Raw genomic sequence first — 15,473 nt, forward strand, 5'->3', positions numbered from 1 at the left:
TACGCAAAGAAAAACGGGTCGCCAGAAGGTGACCCGTTTTTTTATTCTTACTTCAACACATAACCGTACAACCGTTTCATGCCATCCGCATCGGTTTCGCTATAGACACCTTGCAACTCCGGCGAAAATCCCGGCAACAAATTCACGCCTTCTTCCAGCGCAAGGAAATAACGTTGAACCGCCCCCCCCCAGACTTCCCCGGGTACCACGCAAAGCACGCCAGGTGGATAAGGCAACGCCCCTTCTGCCGCAATTCGCCCTTCGGCATCACGAATCCGCACCAACTCCACTTCACCGCGAATATAAGCGCTATGCGCATCCTGGGGATTCATCACCACTGACGGGAAACTCTGCTGGCGGAACATCGCTTTTTGTAGGTCTTTGACGTCGAAACTGACATACAAATCGTGCATCTCCTGACACAACTGGCGCAGGGTGTAGTCGCGATAGCGCACCGGATATTTGTTATAAACGCTCGGCAACACCTCAGCCAGCGGCGAATCATCCTCAATATGCTGTTCAAACTGCGCCAGCATCGCCACCAGTTGTGCCAGCTTCTCGTGGCTTTCCGCCGGAGTTAATAAGAACAGAATGGAGTTGAGATCGCACTTCTCCGGCACAATGCCGTTCTCACGCAGATAGTGCGCCAGAATCGTCGCTGGAACGCCAAAATCGCTATATTCGCCGGTTTCGGCATCGATACCCGGCGTGGTGAGTAACAGCTTGCACGGATCAACAAAATACTGATCCGCGGCATATCCTTCAAAGCCGTGCCACTTCGCCCCCGGCTCAAAACTGAAAAAACGGCGGTCGCTGGCTAACACTGACGTCGGATAATCCTGCCACAATTTGCCATCAACAACAGGCGGGATAAACGGGCGGAACAGCTTACAGCGCGCAAGAATAGCCTTGCGCGACTCAATACCCAACTCAACGCACTCAGCCCACAGCCGACGCCCACTCTCCCCTTCATGAATTTTGGCGTTAACGTCCAGGGCGGCGAACAGCGGATAGAACGGGCTGGTAGAAGCATGGAGCATAAAGGCATTATTCAACCGCTTATGCGGGCAAAAACGCGCCTGTCCACGGATATGGTTATCTTTTTTATGGATCTGCGACGTCTGTGAGAATCCCGCCTGCTGTTTGTGCACCGACTGGGTCACAAAGATCCCCGGATCGTTTTCGTTAAGTTCTAACAGCAGCGGCGAGCTATCCGCCATCATCGGGATAAACTGTTCGTAACCGACCCACGCGGAATCAAACAGAATGTAATCACACAGATGCCCAACGGTATCGATCACCTGACGGGCGTTATAGACAGTGCCGTCATAGGTTCCCAGCTGAATAATCGCCAGGCGAAACGGGCGCGGCAGGTCGGCTTTTTCTGGCGCAACGTCGCGAATTTGCTGGCGCAGATACTCTTCATTAAAACAGTGCGCATCAATACCGCCAATGAAACCAAACGGGTTACGTGAAGCTTCCAGATAGACCGGCGTCGCCCCCGCCTGAATCAACGCGCCGTGATGATTCGACTTATGGTTGTTACGGTCGAAGAGCACCAGATCGCCACGCGTTAACAGCGCATTCGTCACCACTTTATTCGCTGCCGATGTGCCGTTCAGCACAAAATAGGTTTTATCGGCATGAAAGACTTTGGCTGCAAATTTCTGCGCATCTTTCGCCGATCCTTCATGAATAAGCAGATCGCCCAATTTTACGTCAGCGTTACACATATCGGCGCGAAAGATGTTCTCGCCAAAGAAATCGTAAAAATGGCGTCCGGCAGGATGCTTTTTAAAGAACGCACCATGTTGATGTCCAGGGCAAGCAAAGGTGCTATTACCCATCTCAACGTACTGCGTCAGCGTGTCATAAAACGGTGGCAGCAAATTCTCTTCATACTGACAGGCTGCGGATTCCAGCTCCAGCCACTGCTGCTCGTTGCCGTTGATTACCGCCGTAACGCCCGCAGGTAATTCAACAGCATGTTCGGAATACAAAAACACCGGTAGATGAAAACCGGTGCGCTTAAGCAACGCAAGAATGCCACTGCGACTATCCGCAGCGGTAATGACGACTGCCGCGACGTCCGTAAAATCAGTATCTCCCAACGCCACCACGCGGCGATGAGTAGAAAGTCGGGATACCAGTTCACTACTGGCGGCAATATTCATTGATTTCATAAGCGCAAAACCCGTTTCGGGGAAGTAAGAATACCGGACAAGGTGGAAAACCCTGCCCCATGAGATATGGGTCAAACTGGTCACCAGCTCCGACCGCCAGACATCAGTAAAAGCAGAAACGCTCTGATTTTACTGTTGTCCTGCAGTGAGCGTGCGTTAACTTCACCGCATGAGCAGTAGCATAAAAAGAGAAGAGTTTCGCGCGAAACGGCGATAAGCGAGAGAATGTAAGGAGGTGGCGTGCATCGGGCAAACTCCGTACAGAGAGGAGAAAATTCGCGCAATCATGGCACCTTTCGCTAAAGCGTGCAAGCCAGGACTTTGCGAACAAACAAGCCATCGACGGCGCCAAAAGTTCATAATAAGAAAATCAAACAATACAGCTAACAGGAACTCTTGTGGTCATCGGCCCTTTTATCAACGCAAGTGCAGTCTTACTGGGTGGCGTTTTCGGCGCACTCCTTAGCCAACGCTTACCGGAACGTATCCGCGTCTCCATGACATCAATTTTTGGTCTGGCATCGCTGGGGATTGGTATTTTACTGGTGGTGAAATGCGCCAACCTTCCGGCGATGGTTTTAGCAACCTTACTCGGAGCATTAATCGGCGAAATTTGTCTGCTGGAAAAAGGCGTCAATACAGTGGTCGCCAAAGCGCATAGTCTGTTTCACCACTCGCGTAAGAAGCCAGCGCATGAATCTTTTATTCAGAATTTTGTCGCGATTATTGTCCTGTTTTGCGCCAGCGGCACCGGAATCTTCGGGGCGATGAACGAAGGGATGACCGGCGATCCAAGTATTTTAATCGCCAAGTCATTTCTTGATTTCTTTACGGCGATGATCTTCGCCTGCTCGCTGGGTATTGCGGTGTCGGTGATTAGCATTCCATTACTGATCATCCAGTTAACACTGGCGTGGGCTGCCGCGCTGATATTACCGCTGACCACACCGTCGATGATGGCAGACTTCAGCGCCGTAGGCGGTTTACTGCTGCTGGCAACCGGATTACGCATCTGTGGCATTAAAATGTTCCCGGTGGTCAACATGCTTCCAGCACTCCTTCTGGCAATGCCGCTTTCCGCCGCCTGGACCGCCTGGTTTGCCTGACAATGCGTGCAATAGCGGCAAAGTGATGATAGATTGTGCAGTCTGCACTAAATTGAAGAAATTTGATTGACGAGACGAGGCGAATCAGGTTTAATGCGCCCCGTTGCCCGGATAGCTCAGTCGGTAGAGCAGGGGATTGAAAATCCCCGTGTCCTTGGTTCGATTCCGAGTCCGGGCACCACTATTCTAAAGAACCCGCCCACAAGGCGGGTTTTTGCTTTTGGATCTTTATATAAAATAAACTTGGGAGCATAACGCCATCAGGTCTTAAACACTCCCGAATCATCAATAAACATCCCCCGCTAACAAAACACAGTTCAGTTCACATAACATCCCTGTTATCCCACACATATCTGCTGGCCGAACGACGCCAGTGCGCGTACGGAGGCAAGAGCAGCCCTGCACATGGCAGCGCTTGTGGTAACCTGGTTTAATCCGGTGATAAAGGCATTTTACATGCATCTGTCAGCAGCCGGAAAAACCAAAAAAGTGGCGCTGGTTGACTGTATGCGTAAATTGCTGACCATCCTGAACGCAATGCTCAGAAAGAACGAAGAGTGAAATGAATCGTAGCATCATGTTGCTCCATAATTTTTACGTTCAAGACAGTTGATTATCGGCGCATATGACTCAAAAAGAGCCTGATGATTGCCTCTTTTCCATAGGCTCTTTCTCTGAAGTGAAGGAAGGCCCGGAAGAAAGCACTCGCTGGCATACGTGACTCCAGCTCAACCAGAAATAATCACCACTGTTATTTTTCTATTTAATAATAATCTCCTGAAAAATAGATATAGCAAAAATACAATCCGGCCAGATTTAATTCCGCATTCATTACCAGAAATAATCAACACCATAACTATCATATCATTCAATAGTCACCGCTAAAATTTTATTATTTTCCTCTTCTTTACATAGAAATTGTCAACATGTTTATTATGCCACTCTTAAATAGTTAATCACAAAACAACATCACCATTATTTACGTGTTTTATTTATTAATAACATGGTCATACGTTCTTTTTTTACGAGGAAATAATCAATTGATAAATTGTTTTTGGTCTTAATAGTCAAGTGAGAAACATTTTAATAAATGATAAAAATCCTAAATTCCTTGTTCATAATGTAGGGGTGTGTTAAATAGGTGGGCAAAATTTGGTTCCCCTTCTCGCCTGTAATATTGCAGCATCTTCGCACCTCCATGAGACATTGCGACTTAATAAGAAGGTGATAAGTCCTGCATATAAGCATGGACTGACCATGGTTTTATATTCATTAAAAATTTTGTTACAACCCATTGATTTAGCATAAATAAATTATAGTGGGTTCGGGTTTGTTGTGACTGTGGCATTATTTCCGTGCAAAGGAGCTGATATGTCTGAAAGACATTTACCTGATGACCAGAGCAGTACTATCGATCCATATCTAATTACCTCTGTTCGCCAGACTCTGGCAGAACAAGGCGCAGCATTACAAAACTTGTCTAAACAACTGGATTCCGGGCAGTACCAGCGTGTCCTTAATTTGATAATGAACTGTAAAGGGCACGTTATTCTTTCGGGAATGGGTAAATCAGGGCATGTCGGTCGTAAAATGTCAGCGACGCTGGCCTCTACGGGTACGCCTAGTTTCTTTATTCATCCTGCAGAAGCTTTCCATGGCGATCTGGGCATGATTACGCCTTACGATCTTCTGATCCTTATTTCTGCCAGCGGTGAAACGGATGAAATCCTCAAGCTAGTTCCTTCACTGAAAAATTTCGGCAACCGAATTATCGCCATTACCAATAATGGAAATTCCACGCTGGCGAAAAATGCTGATGCCGTGCTGGAACTCCACATGGCGAATGAAACCTGCCCGAATAATCTTGCACCAACAACGTCTACCACGCTGACGATGGCGATCGGCGATGCGCTGGCGATTGCCATGATCCACCAACGCAAATTTATGCCGAATGATTTTGCGCGCTATCACCCGGGCGGTTCATTAGGTCGTCGCCTGCTGACCCGCGTTGCTGATGTCATGCAGCATGATGTTCCTGCGGTACAGCTGGATGCGTCATTTAAAACCGTGATTCAACGTATCACCAGCGGATGCCAGGGAATGGTGATGGTAGAAGACGCAGAAGGTGGGCTAGCGGGCATTATCACCGACGGTGACCTGCGTCGCTTTATGGAAAAAGAGGATTCTCTGACATCCGCCACGGCTGCGCAGATGATGACACGTGAACCGCTGACGCTACCGGAAGACACCATGATCATTGAAGCGGAAGAAAAAATGCAAAAACACCGTGTCTCAACGTTATTGGTGACCAACAAGGCAAATAAAGTCACTGGCCTTGTGCGCATTTTCGACTAATTAAGCAACGGGGTTCGAGAGGTTAGTCTCTCATTGAGTTTGCGCCCCACTGAAACTTTGATAATCGTTACATGTTGATAAAAGTGAAGTCTGCCGTATCCTGGATGCGTGCTCGTCTGTCTGCCATCTCACTGGCAGATATCCAAAAACACCTGGCGAAAATCATCATTCTGGCACCGATGGCGGTGCTGCTGATCTATCTGGCTATCTTCAGCCAGCCTCGCTATATGAGCGAGTCGAAAGTCGCCATTAAACGCTCGGATGATTTAAACAGCGGCAGCCTGAATTTTGGTCTGCTTCTGGGTGCCTCTAACCCCAGTTCCGCAGAAGATGCTTTGTATCTGAAAGAATACATCAACTCGCCGGATATGCTGGCGGCGCTGGATAAGCAACTAAATTTTCGTGAAGCATTTAGCCACAGCGGGCTCGATTTTCTTAATCATCTTAGCAAGGATGAAACCGCAGAAGGATTCCTGAAGTACTACAAGGACCGTATCAACGTCTCGTATGACGATAAAACCGGATTACTGAATATTCAGACGCAGGGCTTTAGCCCGGAGTTTGCGCTTAAGTTTAACCAGACCGTGCTGAAAGAGTCAGAGCGCTTTATCAATGAGATGTCACATCGCATCGCGCGTGACCAGCTTGCCTTTGCAGAAACGGAGATGGAAAAGGCACGCCAGCGTCTGGACGCCAGCAAAGCGGAATTGCTCTCTTATCAGGACAACAACAACGTTCTGGATCCACAGGCACAGGCACAGGCGGCGAGCACGTTAGTCAATACGCTGATGGGCCAGAAGATCCAGATGGAAGCGGATCTGCGTAACTTGCTGACGTATCTGCGTGAGGACGCCCCGCAAGTAGTGAGTGCGCGTAATGCGATTCAGTCATTGCAGGCACAAATCGATGAAGAACAAAGCAAAATCACTGCGCCACAGGGTGACAAGCTAAACCGTATGGCAGTGGATTTTGAAGAAATCAAATCAAAAGTAGAGTTCAACACCGAGCTGTACAAACTGACCCTGACCTCCATTGAAAAGACCCGTGTAGAAGCGGCTCGTAAGCTCAAGGTGCTGTCAGTGATCAGTTCGCCACAGTTGCCGCAGGAATCGTCTTTTCCAAATATCCCTTATTTGATCGCCTGCTGGTTACTGGTGTGCTGCCTGCTGTTCGGCACCCTGAAACTGTTGCTGGCTGTTATTGAAGATCACCGAGACTAACGCTGTCGCTGAATGAGTTTGTGATGAAATTATTTAAATCAATTTTACTGATTGCCGCCTGTCACGCGGCGCAGGCCAGCGCGGCCATTGATATTAACGCTGACCCAAACCTTACAGGAGCCGCGCCGCTTACCGGTATTCTGAACGGGCAACAGTCGGATACGCAAAACATGAGCGGCTTCGACAATACCCCGCCGCCCTCACCGCCGGTGGTAATGAGCCGTATGTTTGGTGCTCAACTTTTCAACGGCACCAGCGCGGATAGCGGTGCGACGGTAGGATTCAACCCTGACTATATTCTGAATCCGGGTGATAGCATTCAGGTTCGCTTGTGGGGTGCGTTCACCTTTGATGGTGCGTTACAGGTTGATCCCAAAGGTAATATTTTCCTGCCGAACGTTGGTCCGGTGAAAGTTGCTGGCGTCAGTAATAGTCAGCTAAATGCCCTGGTCACATCCAAAGTGAAGGAAGTATACCAGTCCAACGTCAACGTCTACGCCTCCTTATTACAGGCGCAGCCAGTAAAAGTGTACGTGACCGGATTTGTGCGTAATCCTGGTCTGTATGGCGGTGTGACGTCTGATTCGTTACTCAATTATCTGATCAAGGCTGGCGGCGTTGATCCAGAGCGCGGAAGTTACGTTGATATTGTGGTCAAGCGCGGTAACCGCGTGCGCTCCAACGTCAACCTGTACGACTTCCTGCTGAACGGCAAACTGGGGCTTTCGCAGTTCGCCGATGGTGACACCATCATCGTCGGGCCGCGTCAGCATACTTTCAGCGTTCAGGGCGATGTCTTTAACAGCTACGACTTTGAGTTCCGCGAAAGCAGCATTCCCGTAACGGAAGCGTTGAGCTGGGCGCGCCCTAAGCCTGGCGCGACTCACATTACGATTATGCGTAAACAGGGGCTGCAAAAACGCAGCGAATACTATCCGATCAGTTCTGCGCCAGGCCGTATGTTGCAAAATGGCGATACCTTAATCGTGAGCACTGACCGCTATGCCGGCACCATTCAGGTGCGGGTTGAAGGCGCACACTCCGGTGAACATGCCATGGTACTGCCTTATGGTTCCACTATGCGTGCGGTTCTGGAAAAAGTCCGCCCGAACAGCATGTCGCAGATGAACGCAGTTCAGCTTTATCGCCCATCAGTGGCTCAGCGTCAGAAAGAGATGCTGAATCTCTCGCTGCAAAAGCTGGAGGAAGCATCACTTTCTGCCCAGTCATCCACCAAAGAAGAAGCCAGCCTGCGAATGCAGGAAGCACAACTGATCAGCCGCTTTGTGGCGAAAGCACGCACCGTTGTTCCGAAAGGTGAAGTGATCCTCAACGAATCCAATATTGATTCTGTTCTGCTTGAAGATGGCGACGTCATCAATATTCCGGAGAAAACATCGCTGGTTATGGTTCATGGCGAAGTGCTGTTCCCGAACGCGGTGAGCTGGCAGAAGGGTATGACCACCGAGGATTACATCGAGAAATGTGGTGGCCTGACGCAGAAATCGGGTAACGCCAGAATTATCGTCATTCGTCAGAACGGTGCAGCCGTCAACGCAGAAGATGTGGATTCACTCAAACCGGGCGATGAGATTATGGTTCTGCCGAAATATGAATCGAAAAACATTGAAGTTACTCGCGGTATTTCCACCATCCTTTACCAGTTGGCGGTGGGTGCAAAAGTGATTCTGTCTTTGTAAGGAGTTGAAATGAGCAAAGCAGTTATTGTCATTCCGGCTCGCTATGGCTCCTCGCGCCTGCCGGGTAAGCCACTGCTCGATATTGTTGGTAAACCGATGATCCAGCATGTTTACGAGCGTGCGTTACAGGTGGCGGGCGTTGCGGAAGTTTGGGTGGCAACAGACGACCCGCGTGTTGAAAAGGCCGTGCAGGCGTTTGGCGGGAAAGCCATCATGACGCGCAACGATCATGAATCCGGCACCGATCGGCTGGTCGAGGTGATGCATAAAGTCGAGGCAGATATCTACATTAACCTGCAGGGCGATGAACCAATGATTCGCCCGCGGGATGTAGAAACGCTGTTACAAGGAATGCGTGATGATCCCGCGTTGCCAGTGGCAACGCTATGCCACGCGATTTCTGCCGAAGAAGCGACCGAGCCAAGCACGGTAAAAGTGGTGGTAAATACCCGCCAGGATGCGCTTTATTTCAGCCGTTCGCCGATTCCCTATCCGCGTAATGCTGAAAAAGCGCGCTACCTGAAACACGTTGGTATTTACGCTTATCGTCGCGATGTGCTGCAAAACTACTGTCAGTTACCGGAGTCCATGCCAGAGCAGGCAGAATCACTGGAGCAGCTGCGGTTGATGAGCGCAGGGATCAACATCCGCACATTTGAGGTTGCCGCAACCGGTCCGGGCGTCGACACCCCAGCATGCCTGGAAAAAGTGCGCGCCCTGATGGCACAGGAACTGGCTGAAAACGCATGATTGGCATTTACTCGCCTGGCATCTGGCGTATTCCGCATCTGGAGAAATTTCTGGCGCAACCGTGCCAGAAACTTTCTCTGCTGCGCCCTGTTCCGCAAGAAGTTGATGCTATCGCCGTGTGGGGACATCGTCCCAGCGCGGCGAAACCAGTCGCCATCGCCAAAGCAGCGGGAAAACCCGTCATTCGTCTGGAAGATGGATTTGTGCGTTCGCTGGATCTTGGCGTCAATGGCGAGCCGCCGCTTTCTCTGGTGGTGGATGATTGTGGCATTTACTACGATGCCAGCAAGCCTTCGGCGCTGGAGAAACTGGTACAGGATAAAGCCGGAAATGCGGCATTGGCTGATCAGGCCAGAGAAGCGATGCACACCATCGTGACCGGGGATTTGTCGAAATATAACCTGGCACCTGCGTTTGTAGCTGATGAGTCAGAACGTTCAGACATCGTTCTGGTTGTCGATCAGACATTTAATGATATGTCAGTGACGTATGGCAATGCTGGCCCGCATGAGTTTGCTGCCATGCTGGAAGCCGCGATGGCGGAAAATCCTCAAGCCGAAATTTGGGTGAAGGTGCATCCGGATGTCCTGGAAGGAAAGAAAACAGGTTATTTCGCCGATCTGCGCGCCACGCAACGAGTACGTTTGATTGCCGAGAATGTCAGCCCGCAGTCGCTATTGCGACACGTTTCCCAGGTTTACGTCGTGACCTCCCAGTACGGCTTTGAAGCCTTGCTGGCAGGAAAACCAGTAACATGTTTCGGCCAGCCCTGGTATGCAGGTTGGGGCTTAACCGACGATCGTCATCCACAGTCCGCTTTGTTATCTGCCCGACGCGGTTCTGCCACGCTGGAGGAACTTTTTGCCGCTGCATACCTGCGTTACTGTCGCTATATCGATCCGCAAACGGGAGAAGTAAGCGATCTATTTACCGTGCTGCAATGGCTGCAATTACAACGTCGACATCTGCAACAGCGTGATGGTTATTTATGGGCGCCAGGCTTAACGCTGTGGAAGTCAGCGATCCTGAAACCTTTCTTGCAAACGGCAACAAACCGGCTGAGTTTTTCACGTCGCTGTACTGCGGCGAGCGCCTGCGTGGTATGGGGTGTAAAGGGAGAACAGCAATGGCGAGCCGAAGCGCAGCGAAAATCACTGCCGTTATGGCGAATGGAAGATGGTTTTCTGCGTTCATCCGGACTTGGCTCTGACCTGCTGCCGCCGCTATCGCTGGTGCTGGATAAACGCGGTATTTACTATGACGCCACACGCCCCAGCGATCTGGAAGTGCTGCTGAATCATAGCCAGCTAACGCTGGCGCAGAAGATGCGAGCTGAAAAATTACGCCAGCGACTGGTTGAAAGCAAACTGAGTAAGTACAACCTGGGAGCCGATTTCTCTCTACCAGCCGAAGCCAAAGATAAAAAAGTTATCCTGGTGCCAGGTCAGGTAGAGGACGATGCCTCTATTAAAACAGGCACTGTGTCGATTAAGAGCAACCTTGAGTTATTACGCACAGTACGCGAGCGCAATCCGCACGCCTACATTATTTATAAACCGCACCCGGATGTATTAGTGGGGAATCGCAAGGGCGATATTCCGGCAGAACAGATTGCTGAACTTGCTGATTATCAGGCACTGGACGCAGATATTATTCAATGCATCCAACGCGCAGATGAAGTGCATACCATGACGTCGCTGTCGGGGTTTGAAGCATTATTACATGGCAAGCACGTACATTGTTACGGCCTGCCCTTCTATGCCGGTTGGGGTTTAACCGTCGATGAACATCGCTGCCCGCGTCGCGAGCGAAAATTAACGTTAGCGGATCTGCTATATCAGGCGCTGATTGTTTATCCAACCTATATCCACCCAACACGGCTACAACCTATTACGGTAGAAGAAGCTGCGGAATATTTAATCAAGACGCCGCGCAAGCCGATGTTTATTACCCGAAAAAAAGCGGGACGGGTAATACGCTATTACCGCAAATTAATTATGTTCTGCAAGGTCAGATTTGGCTAAACAATTTTATAGTTGACTATTACGCAAATTATTTATGCAAGGTAATGCACTAACCGTTTTATTATCCGGTAAAAAATATCTGCTATTGCAGGGGCCGATGGGACCTTTTTTCAATGACGTCGCCGAATGGTTAGAGTCATTAGGACGTAACGCTGTGAATGTTGTATTCAACGGTGGGGATCGTTTTTACTGCCGCCATCGACAATACCTGGCTTACTACCAAACGCCGAAAGAGTTCCCCGGATGGTTACGGGATCTCCACCGGCAATATGACTTTGATACCATCCTCTGCTTTGGTGACTGCCGCCCATTGCACAAAGAAGCAAAACGTTGGGCAAAGTCGAAAGGGATCCGCTTTCTGGCATTTGAGGAAGGATATTTACGCCCGCAATTTATTACCGTTGAAGAAGGCGGAGTAAACGCATATTCATCGCTACCGCGCGATCCGGATTTTTATCGTAAGTTACCAGATATGCCTACGCCGCACGTTGAGAACTTAAAACCTTCAACGATGAAACGTATAGGTCATGCGATGTGGTATTACCTGATGGGCTGGCATTACCGCCATGAGTTCCCTCGCTACCGCCACCATAAATCGTTTTCCCCCTGGTATGAGGCTCGTTGCTGGGTTCGTGCATACTGGCGCAAGCAACTTTACAAGGTAACACAGCGTAAGGTATTGCCGAGGTTAATGAACGAGTTGGACCAGCGTTATTATCTTGCCGTTTTGCAGGTATATAACGATAGTCAGATTCGTAACCACAGCAATTATAACGATGTGCGTGACTATATTAATGAAGTCATGTACTCATTTTCACGTAAAGCGCCGAAAGAAAGTTATTTGGTGATCAAACATCATCCGATGGATCGTGGTCACAGGCTCTATCGACCATTAATTAAGCGATTGAGTAAGGAATATGGCTTAGGCGAGCGAGTCATTTATGTGCACGATCTCCCGATGCCGGAATTATTACGCCATGCAAAAGCGGTAGTGACGATTAACAGTACGACGGGGATCTCTGCACTGATTCATAACAAACCACTCAAAGTGATGGGCAATGCCCTGTACGACATCAAAGGCTTGACGTATCAAGGGCATTTGCACCAGTTCTGGCAGGCCGATTTTAAACCGGATATGAAACTGTTTAAGAAGTTTCGTGGGTATTTATTGGTTAAGACGCAGGTTAATGGGGTTTATTATGGGGAGATGATTTTTAACAAGATAAAACTGGATAAATATTTTCAGAGCTTGTCGTGTCAAGTATGAAATATAATAATAAACAACACAAAACAATTATTAAAATGATGCCATTTTAATGTTACAAATATAAACAACACCCATCCACAAGCCAAGTTAAAAATCCAAGATGTAATTTTGTTATTATCTATAAATGATACAAGTATAATCTATACGCTAATCAATTATTTTTGTAGAAAATTTATTTTATTAGTATTCACATGAAAATATGACGAAGTTATTAGCATTACACATTTATAATCATCAAATATTGTTACTATCATCACTCCTCAATAAGTTTATCTAAAGGAATATAATATAATTGAGCAAATCTTTTTTTATGATCCCCAAGAGCAAACATGATAACCAATGATTTTGATTTGCGATCAATAGCTAAACCTTCAGGTTCCCAATGTTTTTCTTTGCCACTATTAAGAGAATCTTTTTTCCCTACTGTTACATTATTAAACTTTCTTACAAGCTCTCCTTTTAACGTGTAAATATAGATTCTTTTGTTTTCTCTATTCCCTCCCCCACTCAACAAATATATATATTTATTATCAGCGGTAATGGCTTGCAATACATAATTATCATTGGTTAAACCTGCATCGATAAACCATTCTATATTTTGTTCTGATGAAATATCACTCTCGATTCGAAAGTTAACTTCTTCACTATTATAGACTCTTAATAAGTCTCTACCATTCAACTTACTTCTTACTATTAAATATTTAGCATCTAAGGTTAAAACAGGCATTGTACTAACACGAGTATTATATGGTCTATCGAATACTTTTGTAAATTTCATATCATACGGAAACGTTTGCTGCTGATATTTAAAGTGCGTGATAAACCATCCCTTGTAACTAAATGCATCACCAGCCGAAGAAACTAAATATCCATTGCTATAATCAAAAGTTAAACCTTGATGACCTATAAAATCCGTAGGGTTCTGAAAAGAACAAGCCGTAATTTTATTAGATTCGTCAACAAGCAAAAAATAATTTACAACTCCTTTTTCTGGTTTCCCTGTTACATGTAGTGTGTATAGACCATCAGTTTTATCATCAATCACAAAACCTTGAGTAACGTTATTCTTACCTTTCCCCAACCGATGTAGCTTTATTTTTTTAAATATATAATTATCATCTATAATAACATCTTTATCAGAAGTGATGCTTGCCTTAACATTAAAACACAACAATAACAACAACAAGAGATATAAATTCTTAATCGCATTCATAAAAATAATCATCATCCTGACAACAAGAATATTTTAATATATTGACTCTAGGAGTTTTGTCTTTATTTTCTTATCTTCACACACATAATTACATAGCCATTGTATTCTCTCAGAATATGTTTTATGTTTTAACGTAGGCAGGGAATAAGATATCATGTAATCAATTATATCATTAGGGCATGATGGAATACTTGAATTACACACCACCTTATCAAATAAAATATTCTTATAAAACGGCAGCATTCTTTTGGGGATATGTATTCTTTCCGCCTTGTTTTCTTTTAGCACTACGCTACATGGAATTCTTCGAGAGTGAAACTGTACCTCCATAGCAGAAATATCAGTAATTGCAAATGAAACGCCGATATTTTCTACCTTTTTTTTTCTGCCTTTCCAAAAAACAAAATAATAATATTGTCGTACAAATCCATCCTCTACCAAGAAAACAGTTAAATTTGATCTCAAAAAAAAATCAATGCATTCATTCAAATAATATCGATACTTTGCATCTCTATGTCCTAAATTAGGATGAGGTTGTATAAAAATTTTTTTAATGTTATTTTTTTTACAGAATTTATCTATGTTTTTTGCGATAGACATACTAATCGAGCAATAATTTTCTTCCGGAACTCCACCCTCCCATGTAGGGGCATAGACAAGACTATGCGAATTTGATTCGTATTTAAAAATATTGCTACCGATAAAAGTATCGCCTAATTTTAGCACTTTCCCATTGTTGATATCGTACTGAGTGAATATACCTGATTTCAAATATCTATCAACTCCAACATCACCTGATGTAATTACATAGTCGTAGATTCTAATAATTGGTTTAACAGAGGCTAGCTTATGACTCTCGCCGTGAGTTACAAAAACATGGATAAGATCTCTATTGGCTACGACACGACAATTGGACTGTGCATTAAACAAATAAAATACAATCTTTCCCTTGATAAAGGATAGATCTGAATTTTTTTTAATAAACTTAAACGTTATATTATGTTTATTAAATACCTCGACAGCTAAATGTTCTATTTCCTTATAATATTTACAAAAAACACTAATACAATCCTTGTTATTAAATACTTGTGATTGAAAGTAACGAATAAGTTGCTCAAATGCACCTTTTATCTTTGTATCTATATATATATAATATAGGCTATTATTGGACATAATGTATGCCCCTTGTATTTATTGTCATATTAACATCTATTTATTTATGATATCTCACAGGGTTTAATATTTTATAAATGTTATTAAAAAGACCAGCAGGTTTATCTTTAACAATTATAAAAACACAAACCAATAACTATTGGTGCAATTTATCTGGAGCAATGCTATTTAAAATCTCATTCTTAATAAAAAATGTAGTAAAATCTTGTAAAAAATAAATTTATAATGCTTTATGGAAAACCTAAATGAAATATACATTCATCCATTTTTTGTTAAGAATATTAAATTACAGATCGTTTATTACAATAACTAAAACTCAAAAACAGTCATGTTATAAGTAAAACATTGATAATTACATGTTATATTAGGCCATGATAAATAAACATAATTTAAATAAGGTAGTAGCATAATGAAATTTATAGTACTAATCATTTTTGTTTATTTATTAACTTTAATGATTAATCATTTATGATTACTATCTG

General features: G+C 45.5%; 11 protein-coding genes, 1 tRNA gene and 1 pseudogene. 9 read left to right on the plus strand and 4 right to left on the minus strand.

Annotated elements, in window-relative coordinates; genetic code table 11:
* Window positions 1–47 precede the first annotated feature (47 nt).
* Together speC and ACJHYO_RS01770 are read right to left on the minus strand one after the other, a co-directional pair.
* Entirely contained in the window at window positions 48–2,183 is a 2,136-nt protein-coding gene (speC, locus tag ACJHYO_RS01765) for an ornithine decarboxylase (protein WP_000839792.1), read from the minus strand.
* A gap of 162 nt (window positions 2,184–2,345) precedes the next feature.
* The gene (locus tag ACJHYO_RS01770) at window positions 2,346–2,429 is read right to left on the minus strand and encodes a hypothetical protein (protein ID WP_212734243.1); all 84 of its coding nucleotides are present in this window, start codon (window positions 2,427–2,429) and stop codon (window positions 2,346–2,348) included.
* A 152-nt stretch (window positions 2,430–2,581) separates the two neighbouring features.
* Here ACJHYO_RS01770 and ACJHYO_RS01775 point away from each other — a divergent pair, with 152 nt between their 5' ends.
* The 9 genes and pseudogenes from ACJHYO_RS01775 (at window position 2,582) to ACJHYO_RS01815 (ending at window position 12,605) form a co-directional block, all read left to right on the plus strand.
* Window positions 2,582–3,289 (plus strand): DUF554 domain-containing protein, encoded by a 708-nt coding sequence (locus tag ACJHYO_RS01775; protein ID WP_000234494.1) that lies wholly within the window; start codon window positions 2,582–2,584, stop codon window positions 3,287–3,289.
* 105 nt (window positions 3,290–3,394) lie between these two features.
* A tRNA-Phe gene (locus ACJHYO_RS01780) sits at window positions 3,395–3,470 on the plus strand.
* Window positions 3,471–3,667: 197 nt separating this feature from the next.
* Window positions 3,668–3,850: pseudogene (locus ACJHYO_RS01785) on the plus strand (IS110 family transposase); the annotation flags it as partial.
* A gap of 810 nt (window positions 3,851–4,660) precedes the next feature.
* Window positions 4,661–5,644 carry an SIS domain-containing protein gene (locus tag ACJHYO_RS01790; protein WP_001298261.1) on the plus strand — a complete coding sequence of 328 codons (984 nt, stop codon included), beginning with the start codon at window positions 4,661–4,663 and terminating at the stop codon, window positions 5,642–5,644.
* Window positions 5,645–5,715: 71 nt separating this feature from the next.
* The gene (locus tag ACJHYO_RS01795) at window positions 5,716–6,864 is read left to right on the plus strand and encodes a capsule polysaccharide export inner-membrane protein KpsE (RefSeq protein WP_000905922.1); all 1,149 of its coding nucleotides are present in this window, start codon (window positions 5,716–5,718) and stop codon (window positions 6,862–6,864) included.
* A 23-nt stretch (window positions 6,865–6,887) separates the two neighbouring features.
* The gene (locus tag ACJHYO_RS01800) at window positions 6,888–8,564 is read left to right on the plus strand and encodes a polysaccharide biosynthesis/export family protein (protein WP_001331697.1); all 1,677 of its coding nucleotides are present in this window, start codon (window positions 6,888–6,890) and stop codon (window positions 8,562–8,564) included.
* A 9-nt stretch (window positions 8,565–8,573) separates the two neighbouring features.
* Complete coding sequence (gene kdsB / locus ACJHYO_RS01805; RefSeq protein ID WP_410232398.1) at window positions 8,574–9,314, plus strand: 3-deoxy-manno-octulosonate cytidylyltransferase; 741 nt, start codon at window positions 8,574–8,576, stop codon at window positions 9,312–9,314.
* Window positions 9,311–11,338 (plus strand): capsular polysaccharide biosynthesis protein, encoded by a 2,028-nt coding sequence (locus tag ACJHYO_RS01810; protein ID WP_021576457.1) that lies wholly within the window; start codon window positions 9,311–9,313, stop codon window positions 11,336–11,338. The genes kdsB and ACJHYO_RS01810 overlap by 4 nt, the downstream gene beginning before the upstream one ends.
* Before the next feature lie 34 nt (window positions 11,339–11,372).
* The gene (locus tag ACJHYO_RS01815) at window positions 11,373–12,605 is read left to right on the plus strand and encodes a capsule biosynthesis protein (RefSeq protein ID WP_001606115.1); all 1,233 of its coding nucleotides are present in this window, start codon (window positions 11,373–11,375) and stop codon (window positions 12,603–12,605) included.
* A 253-nt stretch (window positions 12,606–12,858) separates the two neighbouring features.
* On the opposite strand, the gene ACJHYO_RS01820 is transcribed toward ACJHYO_RS01815, so the two are convergent.
* Together ACJHYO_RS01820 and ACJHYO_RS01825 are read right to left on the minus strand one after the other, a co-directional pair.
* Window positions 12,859–13,818, minus strand: a complete 960-nt coding sequence (locus ACJHYO_RS01820; protein WP_001606116.1) for a hypothetical protein — start codon at window positions 13,816–13,818, stop codon at window positions 12,859–12,861.
* A 33-nt stretch (window positions 13,819–13,851) separates the two neighbouring features.
* Complete coding sequence (locus ACJHYO_RS01825; RefSeq protein WP_021576458.1) at window positions 13,852–14,991, minus strand: hypothetical protein; 1,140 nt, start codon at window positions 14,989–14,991, stop codon at window positions 13,852–13,854.
* Window positions 14,992–15,473 lie beyond the last annotated feature (482 nt).

It is taken from the genome of Escherichia sp. WS1118, assembly GCF_046487695.1.
GTDB lineage: Bacteria > Pseudomonadota > Gammaproteobacteria > Enterobacterales > Enterobacteriaceae > Escherichia > Escherichia coli.